This is a genomic window from Rhodococcus sp. UFZ-B548 (assembly GCF_903819475.1).
Classification (GTDB): Bacteria; Actinomycetota; Actinomycetes; order Mycobacteriales; family Mycobacteriaceae; genus Rhodococcus_F; species Rhodococcus_F erythropolis.
Window position 1 is genome coordinate 68742 of the sequence record NZ_CAIJDS010000025.1, and the last position, 25056, is coordinate 93797.

The following is a 25056-nucleotide window of genomic DNA, read 5'->3' on the forward strand; positions in this document are numbered from 1 at the left end:
GGGTCAATTTCCTGAAGGGGAAAACAGTGGGACTTCGCCGACAGCTGGAAGCGACGATCCGGGTGTTTGGCTTGGCGCGGGAGCCTGAGCCGGCGCTACGGATGTCGGTGCGGAAGTCGACGGAGCGTTCTTCGGAGTCGACGGGGACGGGGCGCTCGTGGTCGACGAATTGACTCCGCTGCGAGGAGCAGTAGCGGCAAAGAGCGGCGTTGAGTCGATGGCGCTGACTTCCCAGCGACCGCCGCGGGAAGTCATCGTCAGCGCGTACTGACCGTTGACAGATTCGGCGTCGGTGATCTTCAAAGATGCAGTGATCAACAAGCGCACGACGTCGCCATCTGAACGCGGTGCAGCCGAGTTCGACGCACTGAGATCGACCGAGGAGAGCACATCGGTGAGTGCGATGCTGCGGTACGGCGCCGGGACGATCGGTGCGATGGAGACCCCCGGCGTCAGGTAGCGAGCAACCTCGCCGTTGCCTGTCAGAAGTGCGGCGAGGAACTGGTTGGCCGAGGTTCCGATCGGGTGATTCGCGACTCGGAACTTATATCCGAGTTGAAGGTCTACAGCTGTCGACGGCTGCGCAACTTCGGAAGGAAGTGTGGCGGCGCGCGCACCGGATTCGGTCACAACAACAGGAACTTGGAAGTAGCGCCGAACGATTGTTGCGGAGGCATCGTTGGCGGGGCGTACCGAGACCGATACCGTCACGGCGTAGGTTCGTGCGTCGCGATCGAAGACAATTGATGCGATGGCGGGGTCCGTCGCAACGTAGAGCGCAGATGCCGGAATATTCGGTGGCGTGGCAACGAACCGTTCGATCTCACGCTCGTTTCCTCGGCTGCCTTGAAGCCACGTCACGACCAGTTGACGGGCTACATCTTCGGCTTGGGCTTGTGCTGCGGTGTCAATGCTTTGCGCTTCGTTGTCAGTTGCTTTGACGACTGCCGGAGTTGACGACGAGCCGAATACGACGAGCAGCAGTGAGACAATTCCTGCGACGAGAGCGGCGATGATCGCACCGCGAATTGCGCGTGTAGTCCACTGCTGACGAAGGCCCCACTGGACTCGCTCTGCGCGCACACGCTCCTCTACTTCATCGACGATCGTCTCGGTGGAATCGGCGGTTGCGGAACCATCCTGCTTCGGTTTCGGAGTGCGCCCGAAGTTGTTGATCTTCTTCCAATCAATGTTCATCGGATACCTGCCTCGGACGGCTGCTCTGACGAGTCGAGTTCTGATTCGCCATCCGGGATGTCGGCGCTCATTGCCCGCGCAAGCGCTGCACGAGCGGCCGGCACCTCTGCGAATACCAACAACGAGAGCGCGGCGCTGGCATCTTCGTCGAATGGGTTTCGTGTGAGAGCCGCAGCGACTCGACGGATCTCCTCAGCAATGGCATGGGCGTAGCCGAGATCGTGCAGTAGCGCTTGCATCGAGTCGTGCATCCGGTCCTCCTGGCGACTGGCGAGTGTGAAAGCCGCACCGATTTTGTGGGCTTCTACTTGTAGGAAGATCCGGGCGCGAAGACCTGAGTGACAGAGCTCGCCAAACTTTTTTCAAAGTTTTTTCCGAGCGCGGCCAGTTGCTTGTTGCCAGAGGTTCAAACGTGCACGTCGATGCCTTCGATGCACGCGCATCTACTCACGGCAAAGCTCGCGGCAACAACATCTCCGGCAACAACAAACACTCCCCTGGCAACAACAAACGTGCAGGTCAGAGGCAATATAGGGCTGCTCTACTGGGCGCGAGACCAACCTCGCACGCGCACAGAGGAGACCCGTGGAAATGTCCACCCACGCAGCAACCGCCCCCAGCCATTCGTCGTCCGCCTTGCCGTCCCATATCGCGGCTCGAGGCGACCTTTACAGCCGTCTGAACACCGAATGGATGCAGCTGTGCGCACGACCCTCAGCAGCGGCAGAGGTGCTCACATGGTCGGTCAATCAGCCGGCCTTGAATCAGGTTCAGGAACTCAACGACTTGGCCGGCGCCCATCGTCTCGATCGCGACGCCGTACTGCTGGCACTGTTGACCCTCCACCAGGAGGGCAGCGTTCTCGCGGGGCGAGCGCTGTTGCAGCTGATGCTCGGGAAGTTGATCTCGTTGACCCGTCACGCGCGGGTGGCCGGCTTCGATTCCTACCACGCTTACGACGAGCGTGCGGCCACCACAATCGCCACTTTCATGTCATTGATAGCCGAGTATCGCCCGTCCGGCGAGAACATTTATGCAGCTCTCTTTTTGCGGACTTTGAAGAAGATCGCACACGAGAACACCTTTGCCGGTGAGATCCCCGCGTCGGATCTGATGGATCGTTCCGATGCTCCTGAGGCGGAAACCGAGAACCCATTTCTCGCCCAGGACTTGCTCGCTTGGGCTGTTCGGAACGGAGTCATCACCGGCACCGACCGAGCTTTGATTCAGCGCGCATATCTCGACCAGACCGACACCGATCTGACATCGATCGCGGCTGAGATCGGCATGACCTCGGCCGCACTTCGTCAGCGGCTCTATCGCGCTGTGTCGAAGATTCGGAACAGCGTAGGAACTTCGAATCAGACGTCGGATCATGCGCGCTTCGCCCGTGCATCGCGCAGCGCCCGGCCGATCGAACAGGCTTTGTGATGACTCGAACTCTCGACGCAGTTTCGTTGCTGGTGTGCTTCCTGATCGCTGGCTTCGTGATGAAGGAATCGTCCCTTCTTTTCGAGACTGCTGGAAGTTTCGACGCAGCGCTACGTATCCCTTCCGTGAGTCATCCCGAACTTTTGGGACAGCTGATGTCGCTCGCTCACCGCGCCGTCTTCACGGTCGTCGACCTTCTGCCGAACACCGTGACCGCACATTCGGGCAGCGGTCTTTCCACTTTGCCCTCGCTGTAATCGATGACGAAAAGAGATCTGTCATGACGACCATCGCTTCCCCATCTACCGACTACCGACGCGCCCGTTCGGTAGGTTCGGCGGCCCTTCTTACAGCAGCCGTGGCGTCAACTCTGCTCACGATCTCAACGCCGGGGACCGCTCATGCCGCACCGGCTTCTGCAGGCTGCCCCACTGCGGAGGTGGTCATGATGACGGGGACGTTCGAGACAGATTCGGGAGCAGATTCTTCGGTGGCGACGGGCCTTCTCAAGCAAGTGACTGATCCGCTTGTTCAGCAGTTCGGAAGCTCCATCAAAGTCACTTACCCTGCCTACGAAGCATCCGCGTTCAACAAGGGCAAGACTTACGGAACGAGTAAGGCCACCGGAATAGAGGCTGCCGCGAAAGTCATGCAGACCCGGGCAACGGAGTGCCCTAGTACTGTTTTCGCTCTCGGTGGTTACAGCCAAGGGGCGGATGTCGCGGGCGATCTGACGTGGCTGATCGGGCACGACAAGGGTCCGATTCCCGCGGAGAAGCTGATCGCGGTCGGCTTGGTTGCCGATCCCCGACAGAGTCCGAGCGAGGACAACACTCTCGTCGGTCCAGCTGTCGACGGAGTCGGTATTGCGGGGGCGCGGCCAGGCGGATTCGGAAAGACAGCCTCGGTAACGCGGTCGTACTGCGCACCTGACGACCTCTACTGCTCGACGAACAGCAACAAGGACGGGTTACTTGCCGGTCTCGGCCGAGTACTTTCACAGCCCCCTACTGCATCCGGTCCACAGCAGAGTGATGGCTCTCAGCCCAACACAGCGACCCTGCAGAACGCCCTGGTTTCGGACTACTCGAAGGTTGATCTCCCGGGCCTTGCCGGCAACGTCGACACTCTGCAGAAGCAGCTCCAGTCTGGTTCTCCCGACTTCGCCAGCGTGAGCGCAGCGGCATCCGACATTGCAAACACTCTGGTCCCTGTAGCGGATACGACCAAGTGGGTGACTCAGAATCCCGCCGTCGAACAATCACTCAAGTCAGCGGACGCATCGACGCCCGAGTTCACGGCCGGCAAGATCGTCGAGACGGTCAAGGGTATCGATGTGGCCGGCGCATTGAAGGCCGCCGATTCGATAACGAAGGCAGTCCAGGGAGCCACAGGCGCGGCGCAGGTGCCGCAGTTGCAGGCTTCCGTCGATGCTCTCGCCAATCAGGTTTCACCTTTGACGTCCACCCCGGCGGATGGGCTCTCCGTTGCCGCGAACGCGCTCTCGATCATCAAGCCGAGTGTCCTGATCGATCAGGTCACCCACATCGGGACGAATGCCTTCGCATTGGCCAACAACATTCCAGCTGTCGCCGACATCTTCACGACTCGGATCCCGCAGATCGTTCTCGATCCCGCGCTCGATCCCATGGCGAAGGTCAAGGCGGTGCACGCCGAGTTCGACCGAATCAATGTTCTCTTCGAACCACTCGTCAAGCTCGCTGCAGGACTGGACTACAAGACCGCAGCATCACTCATCGCGATGATCCCCGACCCGTCCGGTACCGCTCAGATCGTGTCGATGATCGTCGGACTCGTCGGCAACCTCGATATCATCGGTTTGGCCAACTCCGCCGGCGAACTGCAGAAGCAGCTCTGGCACGCGATCGAAACCGGCGATGTCATCGGAGCCGGTCTGGGTGCACTCCCCCACATCCTCGACTTCGCGAAGATCGCGGTAGGCACGCTCGGGGGTGGACAGAAGACTGATCCGGCCAAACTCGGAGCAGCGTCCGCATCGTCGGCGACCGGCCAGCAGCTAACTCAGCAGTCCCAGACAGGGGACCTTGGTGGGCTCGCTTCGAATCTCACCGCGCTGGCAGGTTCTGACGGCGCCGATGCACTGGCACAGATCGGGACTGAAGGACTGAAGTTCGCTTCGTTCATCGGTTCCGGAGCTCACCAGAGCTACGGAGAAATGGTCATCGACTCCGCTGGAACGACCGCCCTCCAGGATCTGACCAACCACTTCCGCGACGCGATTGCGAAAGTGACCGCCTGACTCCCCTGACCTCAACTCTGCACAAGGTCAGCAGTCAAACAATGAACCGCACGGCCAGGGAAGGGTCTCACCGTCCAAAGGTGGGGCCCTTTTCGCTTTCCCATTTTCTACATATCCACTCGTCACGTGCGAGAGAATTAGGGATGAGCAGACCGAGTGACGACGTTCGCCTGTTGACGATCTCAAACACTGTTTCGGATCGCCTCAAGTCACTCCCCGCAGACTATGAGGCCGCTTCAGCACTGATTGCCTCAGCTGCCTTTCAAGTGGGGTTCACTCGCATAGCTGCGGGACTGGCGCAAGAGATGGCTGGCCCCAAGGGTGACACGTACATCCATGAACGCTTCGCACCCGAGCAATTCGATGTCCTACAACTAGCCCCGATCGATTTTGCCTCGCGCACGGCCCTGACTTGCCTCGATCTTTGCGCAGCTGCTGCGTATCGACTGCGACGAGCAGGGCGGTTCGATCCCCATGGCGAGTCTGACCTGGAACACCTGAGGGAGGCGATCAGGAAGAACGGTGTGCAGCTCCACGAAGGCCAGGAACGGTGGCGCCAGGCCTTAATGGGCGATAACAAGTTCAGACTCCTCAAACTGGTGCGGGACCAGGTCACTCATCGAGCGCTGGAGAGACACACCACTATTGGCGAGGGCCCGCCGAAAACAACAATCACGATCGAGGGCAAGCCATACGACGGGACGGTCGCTACTCTTTTCGCCGACTTCGCGGAGTCCCAGTATCAGGCGTTCACCACCGCAGTCCTCGCCGATTATCCTGATCGTCGGTCCCCTACACAGAACAACTGATTTCGACACTTCAGATCGACAATGCCGCATCGGCAAGGATCGCAATCCAGTCCATGCTGGCAGCTACCCTCCACGCCATGGCAACTCCTTCACCGTTCGGCAACAGCGGTCGCGATCTGTTTGTTGTTCACGTCAATACCGCAGCGACCGACAACGGCGAGCGCCCGGTACGGGAAATTGCGGCAATAGACACAGGCAGCGGGCGATCGTGGGAGATCTCGCTGGCCAGTGGAGGCGCCTTGGTCGACGACGCGGCGGCCCTCCCGCTCGCAACGCTGGCCCGCAGCATTGAGGGACATATCGCGGGCGGCTTCCATCCGGAGGAACACACAGGGCTACTCAGGCACCTGTTCTCACAACTGGATCTGTTCCCAAAATGGCACCAGAACTCTGATACACGGCAGCTGACAGCCGGCGCATTGGGAATCCCACCTACCCATATGCCCACCACTGAACAGACCTGCAATCTATGGGGTGTTTCTGTACGGGCGCGCGGAAGGGCCGTCCAAATGGCTGAAGCGGCGGCAGCGTGCTTTGACGCGCTTGCCTACTTTTCTGCCAGCGACCGACTCCGCATGGTCGATATCCAACTGAATTGAGCCAGCTATGCCAAACCGAATGTCGAGACTGAAACTGCCTGTGGGACTGAACCTGTTCTTGCGGCGGTTGCGCTGGCGCCACGTCGCGTTCCTGTGGCTCGTCGCAGCCCTTCTACTGACTTGGATCAACAGGGAGGTGGAGACAGGGACAGTGACGCATTGGGTACTCGCCGTCCCTGTCGCCTTCTCCCCCGTGCTTGTTCTTTTCCTTTGGGTACTCGCAAACAAGAAGCGCTGAAGGCGCCCTCGTCGCTCCCCTCGTCATATTGCGGGCTCGTCGTCTTTGAAGAAATATCCGGTCAGCGCCGCCGCGATCAGATGCGAGCGGGATTTTGCGCCCAGTTCCGCCACAAGGTGGTCAATCACGTCGAAGTCGGCATGAAATAGTCGGTAAGTTACCTGCGTCTCACTATCGTCACGTGACGTTTTGGCGCGAATGCCGCGGGCTGCGAATAATCCCCCACCGATTCGACCGCCAGGGTAGAGCAGTTCCGGCAGTCGATCATGAGTCTCCTCGATCGCGACGATGAAAATCTGACCGTTCGTCATCCCCGTGCTCGCCCGCATCTCCTCGAGCTTCGCATGGCACCTTGCCGGCACCCGAACACTTGACGACTTCCCTCCCCCATCCAGGTCAGAGGAACGGTCGATTGACTCCCGATCTTGTTGGCTTCCAGCAGGTTCAGTCTCGGCGGGGCGATCCACATGCGCGGGTACTTCCGACCCTTGTTCAATTTCGTCGTTGTCACCCTCGATGTACGCGGAAGCGATGCTCTCGACCGATCGGGCCGCGGCCGAACGGAAGGTCCCGGCGAGTGGTCGGTGCCCGCCAGCCGACTGAGACGGGCCTTGGTTATGCGTGCTACTCACGTCAATCTCCGATACTGAACAGGGAACGAGACACGCTCGCTCAAAACCTAAAGTGATCTTGCTGAGAGTTATACAGCCCTCCCTGGACAGCTCGGGTGCGACGAGACACCTCACCCAAGACCCGCGAATCTTGCACCCAAGTCATATCCACAGCCGTTAGAGAAACCTATCGGATCATTTCGATACGACCAAGACGTAAGCGCCTAATTGCCTACATATGCGGAAGTGGCAAGCTCGATTCCATCACACGACCATATGCATGGCGTCCCACAAGCGTCCCAACCTCACATCAAATCCAATTCGACTGGCACATTATGCGACATTGGGACGCTTCTGGGACGCCTTTGAAAGTGAGTGGCAATGTTTGCGAAGCCGCTTGGCTGGTATGTCGGTATGACTGGCATGCGACCGTTGGAATGCCTTCAAGTTCCAAACAAGGCGATAAGCATGATTTGTCGGGACGCAACTAGTACTACTGATGACACACCACCGGTGTGGTGTCATCATTGTTCTATGACCGTTCCTGGCAGCGAGATGGGCCTCAAGCTCAACTCGGCATGGATCGACGATCTCCGCTGGCACCGCGACCAATACAGGCAGTCTCGATTTCAATGGACGAGCAGCGACGCCCTGTTGGCTGCGACCGAGTTCACTCGCGGACGCCAAAGCTTCACCACCCTGTCTGAACTGCGCGAACTAAGCCAAGCGCGACGTTCAGCCGCCGCATACGCCACAGTGTGCCAACGGGCATTCGGCGAGGCCGCCAGACATGCGCGCAGAGGCCTCGAAACGACCACATCCTGGTCCGCAGTTGCTCGCGAACTGGACACGACTGTGGTCACCTGCTCGGCGAGTTCCCACTTTTCGATCTGGTCGCAGGCGCACGAACGCACAAATCCCCAGGTAGCCCGGGTGCAAAAGATCGTCGACGGGCTCTATTTCTCTAATCCCCTGATCCGCGCGTGGGAGCTCAAGCAGCTCTGGGACCTATATGCGGCTGCCGAGGACATCCTCGAAGACACTTTGGTCGATCTAGCCGTCGAACTCGACGGATTTCGCCGGGCTGACGCCATCGCTCAGGCCGCAGATGTCCGCACCGTCGCCGGCCTCGGACATCGCATCAAGGCACAGCGTGCACAGCGTGGCGCCATCGGCGATCCACGACGAACCCCACATCAGTACAGCTAAACGGCTATTTCACGCACACCTTCACGCAAAGCAAGCCATGTTGAATCACGCAGAGTGAGTAGTGAGTCCGGGGCTCTAGAATTCTGATCACGCACCCGGTCACCCTCGCCTACAAGCAGGCGGATCCGTACGCCAATTGGCAACTGATTCCGCCTGTGGCACAGCATGTAGACCCGCACCACATGCCGTACGAGAACCCTTAGTACCACCCCGCACGCAAGCCCATCCTTCTGCACGCACATCATCCTGCGAGCGGTCACGCAAAACATCACGGATGTACACCCGCACATCAAACCGCTGTGCACTCCGCACCTGATCATGCGGAGTCTCACGCATAGAACCACGTTTCATCTCCCGTATCACCCCAGGCAGTCCAACACGCAGAAGACCACGTTTCTTTACACGCCATTTCATCCGCGTGTGTTCACGCATCATTATCCGCATTTCTTCACGCGTGATTCCCTGCAGCGACTCACGCGTGTTTACATACGTGTTCACATACGTGTTCACATACGTGTTCACATACGTGTTCACCTGCGATTACATCGGCATGCAAACACGCGGCATTACACGCGGCGCCGCTTGCCGACCCACATGCCTGAACACATACGGCCCCACACGCGTGGCATACCGCGAGTTGTCCAGGACCCCTGCTAACTTTCCTTACAGACCACTCGTCAGAAACCAACGTCCATTGGGAGAACCACCATGTCTGTAGATGCCGTTCCAACGACACCCACTCATCAGCAACTGCCTGCCTGCTTCGGATTCTTCAACGGCAAAGGGGGAGTGGGCAAGACCTCACTCTGCGCGAACACCGGAGGCTTACTCGCTGCCGGCGGCTACCGGGTTCTCTTGCTTGACTTCGACCCCCAGGCCAACTTGTGCCGCGACCTAGGGTTTGTGAAGGAGGACGGCGTGCCCTTGTTCTCAGCCCTCTTGAGCGGGTCGGCACCGCCGATCATCCAGAACGTCGGTGGTCGCGAGAATCTCGACATCGTTCCAGGCGGCCCGGCAATGTTCGACCTTGCCGCAGTCATGGTGTCCAGGCAGCAACGCCAGGGAGGCAAACGACTAGGACAGCTTCTACTGGCCATGTTGCTGCAAGTGGCCGCAGACTACGACGTCATTATCTTCGATACCCCTCCGACGGATCTCACGATCATCGAAGCAGTGATGGAAGTAGTCCACGCTGTGGTCATTCCAATCCGCGCAGATGATGCCAGCCTCGACGGCATGGAAACGATCGCCGGCCAGTTCTCGGCAGCACGAGACGGAGATCCGGAACGAAACCTTCCTGCCGTGAACCCCCAGCTCCAACTCGGCGGGATCTGCCTCTTCGGCGTCAGCTCACGCGCAACCAAACTTGACGCAACGATTCGGGAAGCAGTCGAGGAGATGATCGGCGATTCGGCCCCGACTTTCGAATCTCGGATCCGCACGATGGAAACCACCGCCTTCGACGCGCGACGCCAAGGACTTCTGGTGCATGAGCTCGAGGAACGATCGGCCGGGGAAACCGCATCACGGATCGCAGCGCTGAGGAAAGGCACGAAACCAAAGGATCTGATGCTCTCGCGAAACGCCTCTGGCCTGGCCGAGGACTACTCGAACCTCACCCGCGAGATCCTCGTACGGATGTCGACCATCACCGCTGAGAGGGCTTCGGCATGAGTGAAAATAGGGTCCGCAACCGCAAGAGCATTGCCAAGTCTTTCGCCCCGAAGCCCAACCGAGCAGAGGGACTCGCTGGTCTCTTGCCCCCGGCCGGCGGGCTGCAGCCTCGCCGCACTACGAGCCCACAGACACCGGACACGGCTCAACCCCAGATCGACTCCACAGCTCCTCACCCGCCGACTCCCAAACGAGTCACCGACGCCCCTCAACCCGCCGTCTCGGCGCCTGAATCTCCAGTGCGGGTGCAGCCGATGGAACCCGAAGCTGTCACCGTTCCAGTCGCACCACCCCACGCGCCTCCTGTTGTCGTCGAGTCTCCACCCGCAGTCACCGAAGCGCCCCCAGCCCAGATTCTGGAAGAAGGAAATCCGCCGGCTGCAGATACCTCGAAGGTGACTGTCACGGCCTACCTGGATCGCACCACTCGCGACGCCTTGGTGAATCGTGCAGCCGAACGGCGATGCGATCACGCCGATGTTGCCATCGAGGCATTCGACGCAGTAGGCATCGAGCGACTGCGAGCCCTCTTTCAACCCGTCGCGGGCAGATCGTCCTCAGGGATTCCAGTCCATCAAGAGCCGTTCACGGTCAAAGGACCCGTCGAGACCTGGTTCCGCTTCACCACCGCTCAACGTGACTGGCTTGACGAGCAAGTGAAGGTCGTCGGTTCCAAATCGCGCAGCCGATTGCTCGCGGGCGTCTTGTCGTTGCACCTGCGGTCGCCCGCACGATAGTGGGGGACGACCTTCGAGGAGCAAAAAGTAAGCCTCGGAGGTCGTCTCTGCTTCCAGGCCCACATGAACGGCAGTCGAAGGTGGCATCGAATCGCCTGCCTTCGTAGCCTAAAAACAGATCGTAGATCCGGGCGAGCGCAAACGGCCGATTCGTGTCTTTGAAGCCGCTCCCCACCCCACTCCCCACCCCGCTCCCCACCTACGTGGGGAGCGGTTTTTGCCGCCTGAACTGCTGTTTCTTTCCACTCCCCCCACTCCCCACCAACTTCGCAGATAGGTCACACGTAGTAGTGGGAAAGTGCATGCCTCGCTAACCTGACTCCGCTTCGACTCGGCCCGTCCAGGTCTCGCGACATGATGCGCACGAAGATTTGTTGACCCCATCTGTCACACGGCGCGGGGCACGCGGATCTTCCTCTAATCAGAGGCATTCATTGCGAGGGTTGAGGGGATTTCAGACATGAGCAGCGCCGGGCACGACACGCTGACACAACCAGCATCACCGTTTCTGAATCAGAATCGATTTACGCTCATCCCATGGGACGACCAAGTAAAGGCGCGCGCCGGTGCCTCTCCGTGCGCGCACCCCTCAACCAGGCCAAGGTCTACGAACGTCGGGCAGACGAACTCGGGATCGATCTCGGGGACTACTGGGTGCTCGTCATGGCGCGCGCCTCGAACCTCGACATTCCTGATTACATCCTCAAGAAGTTGGATCCGGAGCGACTCCGCATCCACGACGCCCGCTATGCAGTTGATCGAACCCAGGCTGCTCGCGAAGCGACCGACGGCGAACTTTCGGTTCCAGCATGAGTTGGCCCTAGACAGCGAAAAACCCCCACTGCTTTGCCGGCCGGAGGGGGTTCTTCGATTCGATTTCAGTCCCGGGAAGCGACTTGCGAGGTCACTTTCCGAACTTCACTTACTCAAGTCCAGAGGACTTATGGCCATTCTAACCAAATTCCGAGCACACTCGCCATCCTTGGCGACGAGTGTCGCTGAGGCAATCGCATGACGGCGGCTGCATCGAGCGGCGCAGCGACGGGTCCTATGTCGTCGTTCGACCGCGTACGCATCGCGGTCGAGTCCAGTGGTGGGGTCCAACACCGAGGCCCTCACGAGTTGATGGCCTTATGCCCTGTCCACGCGGACCGACATGCGTCCTTGTCAGTGAGCTGGGTCAACGGTCACCGCGGCGGCATGGTGCTTTTGCATTGCCACGGCTGCAACGCCTCTGCTTTGGAAATTGCCGAAGGCCTTGGCCTGACCATGGTCGAGCTGTTCGACGAACCTCTTCCCGAGCGCGATGCACTCACTCGGGTCGGCCGTTCGGCTCAACAACGGAGTGCGGGTCGACGACGTCCTAAAGGCGGGCGGTTGCCGGCTCGAATCGCCGTAGCTGCACCAGACCCCAAGATTGAGCACAGTTGGGTTCGAGTCAGGGTCTACCCATACGTGTCGGCGGACGGCACCGTCGTCCAAGAAGTCATCCGCGAGGAATGCAGTTCCTGTGACGGCGCACGTCACAAGCAGTTCCGGCAGTTGTTTGTCAGTGCCAACGGCACCCGTCTCAAGCGCAAGCCCGACGGTTTTGATTCTGTCCTTTATCAGCTTCCCGCCCTCTTGTCCGCCCTGTCTGAGCGGTCACCGGTCTGGTTGCTCGAAGGCGAGAAGGACGTCGAGACCGCTGAGATATTGGGGTTGGTCGCGACCACCAATGCGCAGGGTGGGCTGAGCTTTCCAGTTACCTCCGCTGAGCTCTTCGAGGGTGCAGAGGTCCGCGTCGTCCTCGATAGAGATGGCGCTGGATGGAAGCGCGGCATAGAACTTGCGTCATTGCTAGGTGGAGTTGGCGCACAGGTTCAGTTGTTGCTCCCTGCGATAGTCACCCCGAAGTCTGATTTCACCGACCACGTCGAGGCTGGGCTGTGGTCGGACGAGGACGAATGGGGTGGGTTTACTCCGGTCCGTCCTGGAGAAGTCGCAGCACATAGCTTCGCTGCTGACGTGGTCGAAAAGCAGGCCCTTGTCGAGGTCGCGCTCGCTGAGGCTGTAGCGCGTATCGATCTAGCTGACACGCAGGTCGAGTCCGATGAAGAGTTGGTGCGCGCTCAGCGCTGGGCTTTGGAGGCTGAGCGCCGTTTTGAGCATCTGAGCGAGCTCGTGGACAAAGTCGTTCAGCAGGCAGCCGAGGAGGGGACCGAGTGGGCTGGCGAAGCCGTCGAGTCCGCGACGATTGCTTGGAATGCGTCTCGGGTGGCGGCGCGAGCTGCTCATGAGGTCGCCGGCGTCGCGATCCCTCCGCTGCTGCAGGATCCGGAGCTCGAACCCGCGCCAGTCACTGAAGCTAACGCGGACGAGGCCACCGCGGCGAACGGTCCGTCTGCGACATCGGTCGTGGTTCGCAATGGCATCCGCGGAACCAATTTCATCGCCCCTGTCTATCGAATCATCGAAGGGAACCTCGTCGAGATCGTCACCAGGAAAGACGGCGATCAGCAGGCAAAGTTGGTGCTGGATATCGATGCTCGCATCGTCGAGATGGAATATCTCGAAGTCACCGACGATGGGGTGGACGTCGACGAGCCTGATTTGATGGGCCGCGAAGCGATGGCCGGTCAGAGTGAAATTAACCCTGCCTCGCCGCAAGAGCTGACTGCGGTGATCATCGGATACACGCATCCGGACAGCCGTGAGTTTCTGCGGGTCCGGATCCCGGCAAAGGAGTATCGGGACTGCGCGTGGGTGGAAACACTGCCAGGCCCTCCTGCTTACGACAGCCGTCCAAGCGGCGTTGCAAAGCTTCGTGATGCACTCAAAGGAGCTGGCGGACGCGAGATTCGACGCGTTGTACGGTATCGATCCACCGGATGGCGACGGGACGCGCAAGGAAAATATTTCTTCGTACACGCCGGCGGTGCTATCGACGAGAACGGCGGACGGGTAGCACCTGTGCTGTTGACCGGCCCATTGAGAATGTTCGACTTACCTGCGCCCAGTTCGGATCCTGCGCGGATCCGGGCCGCGTTTCTTTGCGACTCGGCATCGATGCTCGAACGCACGCCTACCCGGGTCTCGGCAGCACTACTCGGGCATGTATTCAGGTCCGCGCTAGGCCCAAACCCGTGGGTGATGGCACTTGTCGGGTCTCCAGGGAGCTACAAAACCTCGCTTGCCTCGTTGGCGATGCATCACTGGGGCGAGAAATGGGACCGTCGACGTCCTGCTTCATCGATGTCAGGTAACGGTGACACGTTGAATGCACTGCGCATCAAATTGAATGCTTCTAAAGATGCCCTTTATTGGGCCGATGACGTCGCTCCCACGCGTGACTTCGCCACCGCCCAGAAAGCTCTCGAAGAGTTCGCTCGTCTGGTTCACAATGGTGAAGAGCGGTCACGGAGCACCCGGGACGGTCTCGGAATCCTTGACGGGACACCACCCCGCGCTTCTGCCCTGATTACGTCGGAGATCATGCCGAGGCCAGGGTCAGCAGCTCAAAGAATGCTCGTCATCCCTCTCCAGGCGTCAGAGATCGATCTGAATGTTCTGAAAGAATTGGATGGCCCTGAATCCCGCCACGGACGTGCCCTGGTAATGGCCACTTATTTGCAGTGGCTGTGCCCCCGCTTGGATGAAGTTCGTTCCGCCGCTTTTGCAGCAGGCGAACAGTACGCCAATCAGCTGAGAAAGGGCGGCGAAAGCGTACGTCAAGCCGACGCTTTGGGCTCATTGTGGGCCGGCTGGCATGCCATGTCACGCTTCCTTGTCGAATTGGGCGCGTTGACGGAAAACGAAGTCGCACATATGGGAGACCTCGTAGCTGTCGGTCTAACCGATGCCGCGTCCGCGGCGGTCGATCCTGACCTCCCGATGCGACCGGGCGCCCGGGTACGTGAGCTTTTGATACACGCATTGAGGAATGGGCAAGCATACGTCGACGACGTCGAAACTGGTGAGGCGCCAAGTGACTGGTCGTTGGCCAAGCGACTTGGCTGGCGGCGCAGCGTTGTCGGGGAAACATCTGATGGCACCGCTCGGTGGAGAGAGGAGGGTCGAGGAATCCGTCTGGGTTATGTCGTCGCCAACCCACGGCCCTGCGATGGGGAACCGCAGATTCTCATTGATTTGCTGGCCCTTGAGCAGGTCCTCAAATCCGCCGGGCAGATGTTGACCGATTCCTTGCAAATTGATCGGGGCACTGCACTGCGCGCACTATACGACGAAGGTGTGCTGATCGCGGAAGAGCGGAAGGGCCGGATGCCCCGCTACACCGTGCAGCGAATGATCAAGTGCGAGAACCGTCGTCAACGAATGGTCGCACTACGCCTGCACAAGTTGTTCGGCGAATGTTCGGACGATTTTGAGGTGAGAACGGGATCTGACGATCCCCACGGTCCGGTACCGGATAGCAAGCCTGCCGACCTTCCTACAGACATCGATGGACGGGACCTTCACGATTCGCCAGATGAAGCGCGAGCGAATTCGTCCATTACCGGGTTCGCAGTATCTTCGCCAATCCCGTCCAACGAAAAAAAGGGTCTAACCAGCTCTGTCACTGACAAGGAGCCTGAAATGGCGATTGAAACCGATGCAGAGGGATTCTCCGCAGACGGGTTCCAGATCTCACCTACATCTACCTGCGCTCTCTGCCATGGCGACGAAGCTGGCTGGGAGATCGACGGACTCGTGATGCACCTCCCGTGCTGGTGGCAGAGCACCGCTGCTTCTCGGGCGATTGCAGCTGGCACAGCCGAAAATCAGGAAGAAATCGAACCTGCTCCCGAACCTTCACCGCTGGTAGCGCTGGCACCGAAGGGCCCTGAGACTCGCCCGAAGGTAGTGAAGACGGCCGGCAAGGAGAAGGCGGCCGCGTTCACTGCGCCGGCTGCAGTACTCGATGTCGACGGTGTATGGCTGCCGGACGGCACTCGCCACGAGCTGGCTACTCCGATCGCGCATGTCGGAGATGTCGCCGAGTTGGTCACGACGCTGAATCTCGGGACGTGGACGTCTGACACGTGGTCTGTGCCTGGTCAGATCTGGATCACCGATGCGATGGCGCAGAAAGTTGGTATTGACACCAGTTCGTTGGGGAAACGCAACAGGAATGATCGACTCAAGGAGCTGTCGGCTGAATCTGCATTTGTGACCGATGCGCTGGCTCAGGGATGGCAGCTTGGCGGGCAGCCGGGGGACCGGCTAGGGACGTGGACTCGTGTGTGGCGAGGCGAGGCACGTGGCGTGTGGGTAGCTCTGATTTCCGGGATGAGTCAGGATCCGAAAGAGATGCCTGTACTTGGTGACTCTCCTACCGCAGCCACGTTGGCAAGGCGGCTTGCGTTGTTGGCCGGGGCGCTCCGATTCCCGTGGGCTGTGAGTCCTGCATCGACCGGGATCGACTTGATGATCGCCGCGCGCCCCAAGGAATGGAAGCGGATCTTCGCGCCGTCCGACTCGGATTTTGCGAAGAAGTTCCAGATCTTTGAAGCCGATATCGATTGGTCGCGAACCCTTTCCGATTCAGAGGCGAAATGCCGCTACGTTCATGCCTTCGATCGCGGCGGTTCCTATGCTGCCGGTATTGCTGGTCTCGAATTGCCGATCGGGGAGCCAGAGCATCACCCGGATGGGATGGTGTTCGATCGCAAGCTTCCGGGATACTGGCTGATCGAAATCCCCGACGCAGCGGACTGGCGTTACCCGAATCCCTTGAATCCGATGGGGCTGTCTGTCTCCGAACCGAAGTGGGTGACCACTCCGACTCTCGAACGCGCTGCCCAACTCGGTTACGAGCCGGAGATCTTGGAAGCATTCGTCTGGCGAGATCACGGGCGCGTTCTGGTGCCGTGGTACGAACGCATTCGCGATGCGCGAACCGCCTTGGATATCGAGGGTGACACCGATGCACTGTTGGCGCGTGAGCAGAACAAAGTGATTTACACGCACACCATTGGCATGCTCAATTCCGACATGCATTTGGCCGGGCGACCCGGTTACTCGCCCGAGCGGCACCACCATATTGTCGCTAAATCTCGCGCGAACATCATGTATAGGATCGCGAAGATCGGCGAGGACAGCGGAGTGTGGCCTGTAGCGGTCACCAAGGACACCGTCCTGTACGTCTCCGACGAGCGCGATCCACAATTGGCGTGGCCTGGAGATCAGAAGCAGTTCGGGCGGGGGTTCGGGAACTACAAGCCGGAAGGATCGGCGCTGTTGTCCGACCACCTGCAGTATTTGGACGGCAAAGGTTATCGGGGGAAGTCGGAGCTGATTGCTCCGAACGAGTGGGCAGCTAGTGCGGAGGGGAGTGATTCCTGATGGCACGCAACCCACTCAGTAGGGCGTCGTATTCGCGCATCGCAGACAGTCTTTCCGACTTCGGGTCTGTCGTGGCCGGCCGAATCAATATCTCGCGAGCAGCCAAAGAGCTTCGTGTCACTCAGACTGCCATCCGGGAAGTCTTGCGGGGGGAACGAGGAAAACTTCAGGGGGAGTTCTTCGGGAAGTTGACCGGCCGGCAAGGGGCCGACATTTCCGGACAGCCAAATGCGTCGAACCTGAAGGCTCAGCTGCTGGCCGCTTACGGACCGGGAAAGCGCAGCGAAATCAACACCGCTGCAGCGGCACGTGATTTGGGTGTCTCCAAACGAACAGTCGAGCGTTGGCTGGCTCCCGAGGGCCGACAGCGAATTGCGAAGCCACGCACCGAAACCTTGAATGCATTGGCCCGCAAAGCGAAACAGTCCGCGTCCACTCGAACCTCACGTAAAGAAGCGATGTCGAGCGTACGCAGCAGCGCACGAGGAAAAGCACTGTCGAACTTCGGCGGGAAGATCAAGATCGACGCGGTACAGGGGCCCGGCACCCGGGAGTATGCGCGGGACCGAATGATCACCTTGGCCCTGACACCCGACCAGGTTGAATCCATGTGGAGCGCCTACGAAAATGGGGGCGACAAGGGAATGATCAATTGGATGAACAGCCGAGCCCAAGACTATGTCGGCGGCTGGGAGTTCTACCAAATCAATAGCTTCGACGTGGAACGGTAAGCGGCGATGACTTCTCGGCGAGGGCCGCGGTGGACACGCAAGCGACTCGAAATGATGCTCCGGACCTGTTATGGCGAGACCGAGCGCGGGGGAGTGGACGTCGCGGTCGTCGCCGAGGCTTGCGGGGTTTCAACGCGCACCGTGCGACGGTGGCTTTCTGGCACCAACCGCCAGCTTGCGGCGATCCCTTCTCCTCGGTTGGCGCAGTTGCGTCTGCCGGCGCCGGATTCGGAGCTGCGCAGCCAGCAACAAGCCGATTACGCCCGCGACGCCATAACTTCGATCGCATTACCAAAAGGTCGAGGAGTTCTGCCAGCGTGGCGTGATCGTGGATGGCTCGATTCGCACGTGGTTGCGATCGTGGACCTCGCGGGCAAGCCGTGGAGGCAGGTTGTCATTAGTAACGGTTCAGCGCGGTCGATGAAGGAGTTCCGCCGTAGAGGCTCGATCGTTGACCTCACGACGCTGCCTACTCGTTTCCATGGTGTCGTGCTGGCCCACGAGGTCATACAGGAAGTGGAGCCATGGCGTGTTCACCCCCGACCTCAAATCCTGGCTCAGGGCCGAACGCAGGTCTGGTCCGATGACGCGCCGGCTGTCGACCTCTCGGTGTTAGCTGTGGCGAGAGAACTGAAATGAACGGCAGATAAGGACATGAACATGAATCCCACCAACAGTGCAATCGAAGCTCGCGTCAGCGCTGTGCTGTCCGAGTTCTTGATCGATGACCAGGCAGGGGCGTCGCCGGCCGGCGCGACTGATGTGTCGTGGCCGGCGGAGAGCCTTCCGTCGTGATCGAATCCGTAGGCCCACAGCCTTGGCAACGCGTCAAAGATCCACAACCCCTGCCGACGGCGTCGAAGCCGGCGCTCCTGGCGGGGCACTTGCGCGACCTCGATGACGAAGCGCTCGGCCGGTTGATCCGCGATCACCTCGTACCGCTCGACTCCGAACGCGGATATCGGGTGCGGTGGAACAGTTTCTGGGCGACCTTGGGTTTCGACCCAGTTCTACGAAACCGTGCCACCTCTATCATCAATGGGTTTCTCGACCTGGCCGAGTCTGCGCTCGCAGCAGATGATCAGGATGCCAACCAGTCCAAACGGACCGGGAAATTCTTCGACCGATGCGAAGGTGCGTTGGACCGCATTCTCAACCGCGCCGACGAACCACTGGCTTGGGCCGGCGCCGCTGCGGCATCGTTCAATCCGGCCGCAAGGATCGTGATCGACAAGCTGATCTCAGCCATCGATCAGCACCGCCGCGATGGTGACAATGAAACCCTCTGGGCGACACTAGATCACATCAAAACTGGGGATCTAGGAACGTCCGCACCGCGGCTCCGTCGCTCTCAATATCGAGAGTGACGGAGCCCCATCAGTCTGAAGAAACTCGATCCCTCGACCACTTTCGCTAAATTGCTGGTGAAATCACTCAGGATTCCGTTTTGCGTCGTACGCAGCGATTGCTCGTCGCACTCCCGCAGAGAAGTTTCCGCGGAGCATGCCAACCACTTTGTCAGTGCCATCATCAGGTGGCGACGAATTGATCGTGCTCGCCACCATCCGCGCAACCAGGGTTCCTTCGTTTGCCAACAGCCGACGCAGCAGATTTGCGCGGTCTATGTCGCCATCGACTGGCTTTTCACGGGCTATCTGACGCGCTATCACTGCGCGCACCCACGGGTCCGTGTCCCGCGACATCGCAACAAGGACGTCAAATCTGTTCGCAGATTTCTTTCCTGACACTACTTCGACTGCCGCTGCACGCTGGTATACGTTGCCGCGCATAAGGTCCCACAGTTCCTCATCCGAGATCGCGTCAGGTCGAACAGCCGCCAATGCAGCTGCCGCGGAACCTCGCACGTCCTCATCACTGAAACTAGGCCCCTCTGAGGGAAGGGCGACCATCAAGTCATGGAGCGGACCTGCAATAACATCGACCACCTCTGGAGGAATCTTTTTCCCCAGAATTGCGATCCTCGCTAGCACTCCCTGGCGGTCAGAGACGAAAGGCAGTTCCGTCGTCAATAGGTCGGAGATCGAATCCCACGAAGCGAGCTGGGGATACCAGACATTCAGTGTGACCAGATCGGATGCAAAGTCCTTCACTCCCATGGCGAACGAGCCGCTTTTGAGGTCGGAGATCCGCTGGGTGGTCGCGGAGGACAGCTTCTCAATAACGCCCTTCGCTATGTCGTCATCTAGGTCTCGTACATCTCCAAAAGCACTGAGAGCGGACAAGTTCCCTTCTTCAATTCGCTTCTGAATCGTTTCCCGATGGGCGGAATCGTGCTTGGCGAGGATTCGATCGAACGCTTCTTTGAGTGCCGGGCCGTCCTTGCTGCGCACGGCAACCGCCGTTCTGTCGTCGCTGGTCCATTCACTTATTGGCACGTTCTCCACGACGCGTGCCCAATCGTACGAGGAGCCGATATCCCCTTGCTGTGGAGATTCTTTGATGTGTTCGATCACCTCACGCAGGACCGGCGCTGAAATCACGGAAACAAGATTCGACAAAACCTTCAGCAGTGCATGCTCCAGTGAGAAGGTCGGCTGCAGCCGAGTTGCCAAGTCGCCAGTATCATTCAACCTCGCCAGTATCCAGCGTGCATGCGTGTCTGCCCAGTCTGTTTCAAGGACATCGGAGGCAGACGAAATCGTTTGCAGGTCAGCGTGTAGCGAAGTTCGAGTCCCGAGTTCAAGTCGCACTACGCCCGCTGCAGCGCGGACCGCGGTTGCGGGCCCCACCCTTAGTAAATGCCGCACAGTGTCCTCGATCAGCTTGTGTTCACCTGCGTGCCTCAGCGCAGCCAGCGATTTAGCGATCTCCTCAGCTGAGCTGTCGTTCATGAGCGTGTACTGGGCCAAGAGTGTGTGCGATCTTCGCCAGGATGAATGATCCGCAGCGATCCCGGCAAGCAGCGTCGCCGACCGGAGCCTCAAGCTGGTCGGATCCAGTTCTGGGCCCTCGGAATTACCCACCCATACTTGGAACTGGTCGGTGAACTGAATCTCCAGGCCGTCCGCTACCTCCTGCCGACTCCACCACGACGCGAGGGTGTCACGGCCCTTGATCACTTCCTCAACACCGATAACTTCCTTGCTGTCCGTCGACCATGGGTTGAGTCTGAAGATGAGATCAGTGCCCGATCCTGTGATTGCCATAGCGGTTGGGTCATCTACCGCTACATTTCGAATTTTTTGGACGTCGACGGCACAGAGACGTGCATTTGCGAGATCGCCGAGCTCGGCTAGACAACGGCCTCTGTGCAGGAGGAGCCACGCCCGATCGACGTCGCTGTAATCGCTATGGGTCAGAGCGCCGTCTACGACGTCCAATCCGCCTTGTGGGTTTCCGTCTTCGACGGAAAGAGCACAGGCGAACACTGCGGCTGCAGCCCGTTCCGATGGCGCCTTGGCGTCCTTGACCAGTTTTTCGAGCGCGTCAATGTTGGCGTCACCGCCCAGAATGTCGTGCGCTGCAGCATAAAATCGCCACCCCCACGTGGTCGAGCTTCGGCATTCCGCGAGGTCCGGTGCCGGATCCTTAGTACTTTTGGCCAGCGCGTCAACCGCCGTGCGCGGTGTCAGGTGCCTCAGCCGCATTTTGATCAACAATGCGATGGCTTCGTGGGGTTCCAGTTTCGTCACTGGCGAGTTCGGGTGGGGGGCCACCAGGCGCGGCGTCAACATCGCATAGCGGTAACGATCAGTCGACAACACATCTGCACTACCCCACGCAGTCCCTTCCCATTGTGAGTGGATTCGGCCTTTGGTCGCGATTTCCAGGAGGTCTCCTATGTGGTGTTTGTCGACAGTTGAATCAACGCGGACCAGAATCTTGGCACCTTTGCCGGTACTTTTAACTGAATCCTGTGTCACATGAACCCAATACGATTTTTCGGTGGACTCCTCATGCAGGAACAGGATGAACGGCACAGAGTATTCGAGCCAATACTTCAAATGCTCACTGTTGGGATCACGGAACCACCATCCAACAAGTTTTCCGTCCGCATCGAATTCCGGATAATCGAACCACGTGTCCCCGTTCTTCACCTGACCAGCGATGAGTGCACCAGAATCAATGCCTGTTGCCGTCCGCGGCTGCAGAAAGACATCTGTACCGACTTCGCCGGCAGGGTTGGGGGCTACGTGCCAATTCAATTTCGTGAACTGGTAGCCGATGGCTAATTCCCCAATGTTTCCGGTTTGGACGGTACTACTGGCTTTTATCATTGTTTCGCCTCATCTGCCGCGTTCCCTGATGGTTCCTGTCTATAGACAATCACAACCTGCGTGTATGTCCCCGGCACCGGGTGCGGCGGGGACATACACGCAGGTGAATGCATGTTTTTGTCGGATATCGAGGGTAGGTTTGGAGGTGTCCAATTGCTGACGGGCGGACTGACTACCTGCCCCACTGTTAGGTCGGAGATTCGAAGTGACGTTGACGATTTCGCACACTGCCGCGGATGGAACGCTAATTGACGGGACCTCTCGCGGTGATGGTTCCGGAGATGTATTGGCGGCGCACGGGTGGAGGTGGTTTCGCAGTATCGGTTTCTGGGGGATCCGGAGCAGTAGGGATCGGGCTCCGAAGGTTCGCCTGATTGAGTTGACTGCAGAGGCGTTGCGCGCGAGTGGTTTCGATGTCGAGATTGATATCGACTCGACAGCGCGGCCGACGGCCGAGGTCGAGGCCGATCGCATTGATCGTCAAACTGCTCGGGTGGAAGCGCTCGCGCTGAAGGCGGGGCGCCGGTCAGAACAGGCGGAGTCGGCTTGGGAGGCAGAGCAGCGCGCGGCTGCCCAGCTTCCTCCTGGGGGTGAGCCGATCAAGGTCGGGCACCATTCGGAGGGGCGGCATCGGCGAGCGCTCAAGAAAGTCCATCAGCGCCTGGGACAGGCTGTGGCAGCCGAGGGGAATGCGGAGGAAGCACGTAGGCGCGCGGAGGCGACAGCGGTGACCACAGCGGCTCGCTACAGCCCGGTGACCGTGAAGAATCGGATCGACAAAATGCACGCAGAGCAGCGCGCGGACCAACGCGAGCTCGACGGTCACGAGCGGACGCTCTTCGTGGTGCGTGGCGTGAAGCTGATCGAGAAATTTCCTCCGGCCGAGGGCACCTACCGTCAGGCGTTGATTACCCGTATCGCCGAGCGGGCCGACCAGATCACCTATTGGGAAGGAATCCGCGCCCAGCAGATCGCGTCAGGTCAGGCCAACAATTTCGGGCCGGACACGATCGCGAAAGGAGATCTGGTCAGGTGCTCGGGTGTCTGGTATTCGGTGGATCGGGTCAATAAGAAATCTGTCACTGTTCCGGCGAGGATTGGCGGCGATTGGACGGACACTATTCCGTATCACAAACTTGCTGGACACAGGCAGGCGAAGGAAGCCGAAACAGCTTCGGCCAGTTCATCTTCCATCAAGGAGGTTCGGTCGTGAACAGTCTCCGGGACGAGATTCACAGCGGAGAGTTTCGGCAGTCGCGCCACTATCCGGTTGCACGTTCCGTGGAACGTGTTGCTGCCCAAACATTTATGCGACTCCACCCCGAGACCGAGTGGCCACCGGTTAACGGCCACTTCGCGGACGTGTACCGCCTCGCCAGCTGGCGTCTGCTCACACCGCTCGAGACTGTCGCCGCTCTCGATTACGAAACTCTGACGGCGAGCTCGTGGGACGCTCTGCCGGACGATCAGCGCGAAGCCTGGTTCGAGCATGTGCGCGGCACCAATTCTCGTCTGTCACGCACCCGGATCGGCAGATTCACAGCCGAGGTGATCACTGCCCCTTAGCAGCTAAGACTACGGGAGGCCGGCGCTTTGCGTCGCCTCCTGTGTCTATGTCCCCGGCACCGGGTGTGCCGGGGACATAGACACAGGTCAAAGTGCCTTTTTGTCGTAGGCGTGGGGTAGCTTTCAAGTGTTCGTCAGTCCAATCCATCGGGTGAATCTGACCAGTTCGCCCACCGACCCAAAGGGGTTCCGTAATGCCAGCTTTCCGAATGACCAGCCCGTCCGATGTTGTCGCCGGTGCCGTGGCTATGGGTGGCCATCTTCCCGAGGACGAGTTGGTCATCATCACCCTCGATGTGCACCCGTGCAGGGTCGCCATGCTCCCCCTCCTCAATCTGCTCCCTGGCGTGTCGGAGGGAATTCTGAGTTCCTTGCGTGTGACACCAGCTCTGGAAGAGTGCCAATCGATGCTTGTGGTTGTCTTTGGCACGCTCGAACGGGGCAATGACGTAGCCGAAGCGCTCGAAACATTTCGGCCCGATTCAGTTCCGCCTGTGTTCGTTTTCACCGATGGTCTGGTACGTCAATGGACGGGCGCGGGATCACTTGCCGCACAGTCGGGTACACCTGTCGATCTTGCAGCACACCCACTGATCACCGAAGCGTTGTTCGAGGGCACAACGATTCTCAAGACCCGCAGCGAGATCCGAGCAGGGTTTACCGCCGCGCAGCACGGCCCGGAACGCGCTGCCGCGGCCTCACGGGCCTTCGGCGCCAAGCGCATCGTTCTACGCGCCATGGAGCCACAGCGAGCGGCCGATCGGGTATTCGATCTGGCACTTTCGCACTACCTGGACGGCACGTCACAGCACGGCATTACCGTTACCGATGAGCACGCAGCCGTTATTGCTGCTGCCATGCATGACGTGACGGTGCGCGATCTGTTGTTCGCACACATCGACGAAAACAATGCCGATGCAGCCGCCGAGGTAATGCGGCAGGTCGGCGCACTTTTACCCGAGGATTTGGCCGGTCCGCTCATGGTGTTCGCCGGAGTCTTCAACTGGGTCAATCGCCGCTCTGCGCTGGCACGTGAAGCACTGACGAGTGGCCGCCGACTCGACCCGTCCCACAGCTTCGGGAAAATGTTCGAGCAGGTTCTCGACAACGGTCTGCACCCCGCGATCTGGGAACAATTGCGGACTGCGGCAGTTCTGGCACATCAAACCCAGGCGCAGTAGATAACGAATCGGTGGCGCAATGCATTTCGTGACTGCGCCACCGATTTTCTTGCCCTGCGCCAATGGAGCCGAGCGACGATTCTCGTTTCGCCGCGATTTTCTAAATTGCGTTTTAGCGCAACGAAATACCCGCAACCCCGGCCGCGCAGCGGCGGGAATTTCCGTTACAGGGCGGCTTGCCGCCCGTGCGTCCGGGACCCGGGCGTAGCCCGGGTTACCCCTCCCGACGG

At 59.6% G+C, this 25056-nt stretch carries 21 protein-coding genes; 17 read left to right on the top strand and 4 right to left on the bottom strand.

Translation table 11 applies throughout. The features are described 5' to 3' along the window. Window positions 1–3 precede the first annotated feature (3 nt). Window positions 4–1197: a conjugal transfer protein gene (locus H7C86_RS21105; protein ID WP_182262177.1), complete on the bottom strand. Its 1194-nt coding sequence runs from the start codon at window positions 1195–1197 to the stop codon at window positions 4–6. Then, a complete protein-coding gene (locus H7C86_RS21110) occupies window positions 1194–1448 on the bottom strand; it encodes a hypothetical protein (RefSeq protein WP_182262178.1) in 255 nt (84 codons plus the stop codon). Before H7C86_RS21110 ends, H7C86_RS21105 begins: the two co-directional genes overlap by 4 nt. 340 nt (window positions 1449–1788) lie before the next feature. Here H7C86_RS21110 and H7C86_RS21115 point away from each other — a divergent pair, with 340 nt between their 5' ends. The 5 genes from H7C86_RS21115 to H7C86_RS37310 all read left to right on the top strand — a co-directional run bounded on the left by H7C86_RS21115 (window position 1789) and on the right by H7C86_RS37310 (window position 6317). Then, window positions 1789–2628 (top strand): sigma-70 family RNA polymerase sigma factor, encoded by an 840-nt coding sequence (locus H7C86_RS21115; protein ID WP_182262179.1) that lies wholly within the window; start codon window positions 1789–1791, stop codon window positions 2626–2628. Then, window positions 2628–2885: a hypothetical protein gene (locus H7C86_RS21120; RefSeq protein WP_182262180.1), complete on the top strand. Its 258-nt coding sequence runs from the start codon at window positions 2628–2630 to the stop codon at window positions 2883–2885. Before H7C86_RS21115 ends, H7C86_RS21120 begins: the two co-directional genes overlap by 1 nt. A gap of 23 nt (window positions 2886–2908) precedes the next feature. Then, window positions 2909–4909: a cutinase family protein gene (locus H7C86_RS21125; RefSeq protein WP_182262181.1), complete on the top strand. Its 2001-nt coding sequence runs from the start codon at window positions 2909–2911 to the stop codon at window positions 4907–4909. 143 nt (window positions 4910–5052) lie between these two features. Next, window positions 5053–5718: a hypothetical protein gene (locus H7C86_RS21130; protein ID WP_182262182.1), complete on the top strand. Its 666-nt coding sequence runs from the start codon at window positions 5053–5055 to the stop codon at window positions 5716–5718. A 77-nt stretch (window positions 5719–5795) separates the two neighbouring features. After that, window positions 5796–6317 carry a hypothetical protein gene (locus H7C86_RS37310; protein WP_232508943.1) on the top strand — a complete coding sequence of 174 codons (522 nt, stop codon included), beginning with the start codon at window positions 5796–5798 and terminating at the stop codon, window positions 6315–6317. Window positions 6318–6578: 261 nt separating this feature from the next. Here the strand turns inward: H7C86_RS37310 and H7C86_RS21140 are convergent, their stop codons facing one another. After that, window positions 6579–6866: a hypothetical protein gene (locus H7C86_RS21140; RefSeq protein WP_003942447.1), complete on the bottom strand. Its 288-nt coding sequence runs from the start codon at window positions 6864–6866 to the stop codon at window positions 6579–6581. An 834-nt stretch (window positions 6867–7700) separates the two neighbouring features. On the opposite strand from H7C86_RS21140, the gene H7C86_RS21145 reads away from it, so the two are divergent. From H7C86_RS21145 to H7C86_RS21180, 9 genes are all read left to right on the top strand, one after another. Then, window positions 7701–8375 (top strand): hypothetical protein, encoded by a 675-nt coding sequence (locus H7C86_RS21145; protein ID WP_003942436.1) that lies wholly within the window; start codon window positions 7701–7703, stop codon window positions 8373–8375. 708 nt (window positions 8376–9083) lie between these two features. Then, window positions 9084–10049, top strand: coding sequence for a ParA family protein (locus H7C86_RS21150; protein ID WP_003942441.1), 966 nt, complete (start codon window positions 9084–9086; stop codon window positions 10047–10049). Then, window positions 10046–10786: a hypothetical protein gene (locus H7C86_RS21155; protein WP_037130214.1), complete on the top strand. Its 741-nt coding sequence runs from the start codon at window positions 10046–10048 to the stop codon at window positions 10784–10786. The genes H7C86_RS21150 and H7C86_RS21155 overlap by 4 nt, the downstream gene beginning before the upstream one ends. 537 nt (window positions 10787–11323) lie before the next feature. After that, window positions 11324–11599 carry a hypothetical protein gene (locus H7C86_RS21160; protein ID WP_037130212.1) on the top strand — a complete coding sequence of 92 codons (276 nt, stop codon included), beginning with the start codon at window positions 11324–11326 and terminating at the stop codon, window positions 11597–11599. A gap of 198 nt (window positions 11600–11797) precedes the next feature. After that, window positions 11798–17110: a telomere-binding protein gene (locus tag H7C86_RS21165; RefSeq protein WP_182262183.1), complete on the top strand. Its 5313-nt coding sequence runs from the start codon at window positions 11798–11800 to the stop codon at window positions 17108–17110. Continuing rightward, on the top strand, window positions 17110–17841 hold the full coding sequence (locus H7C86_RS21170) for a hypothetical protein (protein ID WP_003942446.1): 732 nt from the start codon (window positions 17110–17112) through the stop codon (window positions 17839–17841). The genes H7C86_RS21165 and H7C86_RS21170 overlap by 1 nt, the downstream gene beginning before the upstream one ends. 6 nt (window positions 17842–17847) lie before the next feature. Further along, complete coding sequence (locus tag H7C86_RS21175) at window positions 17848–18480, top strand: helix-turn-helix domain-containing protein (protein ID WP_037130206.1); 633 nt, start codon at window positions 17848–17850, stop codon at window positions 18478–18480. A 21-nt stretch (window positions 18481–18501) separates the two neighbouring features. Further along, window positions 18502–18636 carry a hypothetical protein gene (locus H7C86_RS37315; protein ID WP_256931494.1) on the top strand — a complete coding sequence of 45 codons (135 nt, stop codon included), beginning with the start codon at window positions 18502–18504 and terminating at the stop codon, window positions 18634–18636. Continuing rightward, window positions 18633–19208 carry a hypothetical protein gene (locus tag H7C86_RS21180; protein ID WP_003942445.1) on the top strand — a complete coding sequence of 192 codons (576 nt, stop codon included), beginning with the start codon at window positions 18633–18635 and terminating at the stop codon, window positions 19206–19208. Before H7C86_RS37315 ends, H7C86_RS21180 begins: the two co-directional genes overlap by 4 nt. 63 nt (window positions 19209–19271) lie before the next feature. Here the strand turns inward: H7C86_RS21180 and H7C86_RS21185 are convergent, their stop codons facing one another. Continuing rightward, window positions 19272–22079, bottom strand: a complete 2808-nt coding sequence (locus H7C86_RS21185) for a DUF4365 domain-containing protein (protein ID WP_182262184.1) — start codon at window positions 22077–22079, stop codon at window positions 19272–19274. A 205-nt stretch (window positions 22080–22284) separates the two neighbouring features. Here H7C86_RS21185 and H7C86_RS21190 point away from each other — a divergent pair, with 205 nt between their 5' ends. From H7C86_RS21190 to H7C86_RS21200, 3 genes are all read left to right on the top strand, one after another. Continuing rightward, window positions 22285–23292: a DUF3560 domain-containing protein gene (locus H7C86_RS21190; protein WP_182262185.1), complete on the top strand. Its 1008-nt coding sequence runs from the start codon at window positions 22285–22287 to the stop codon at window positions 23290–23292. Then, window positions 23289–23645 carry a hypothetical protein gene (locus tag H7C86_RS21195; protein ID WP_003942448.1) on the top strand — a complete coding sequence of 119 codons (357 nt, stop codon included), beginning with the start codon at window positions 23289–23291 and terminating at the stop codon, window positions 23643–23645. The genes H7C86_RS21190 and H7C86_RS21195 overlap by 4 nt, the downstream gene beginning before the upstream one ends. A gap of 194 nt (window positions 23646–23839) precedes the next feature. Continuing rightward, window positions 23840–24826 carry a DUF4192 domain-containing protein gene (locus H7C86_RS21200; RefSeq protein ID WP_037130195.1) on the top strand — a complete coding sequence of 329 codons (987 nt, stop codon included), beginning with the start codon at window positions 23840–23842 and terminating at the stop codon, window positions 24824–24826. The last annotated feature ends 230 nt before the right edge of the window (window positions 24827–25056 follow it).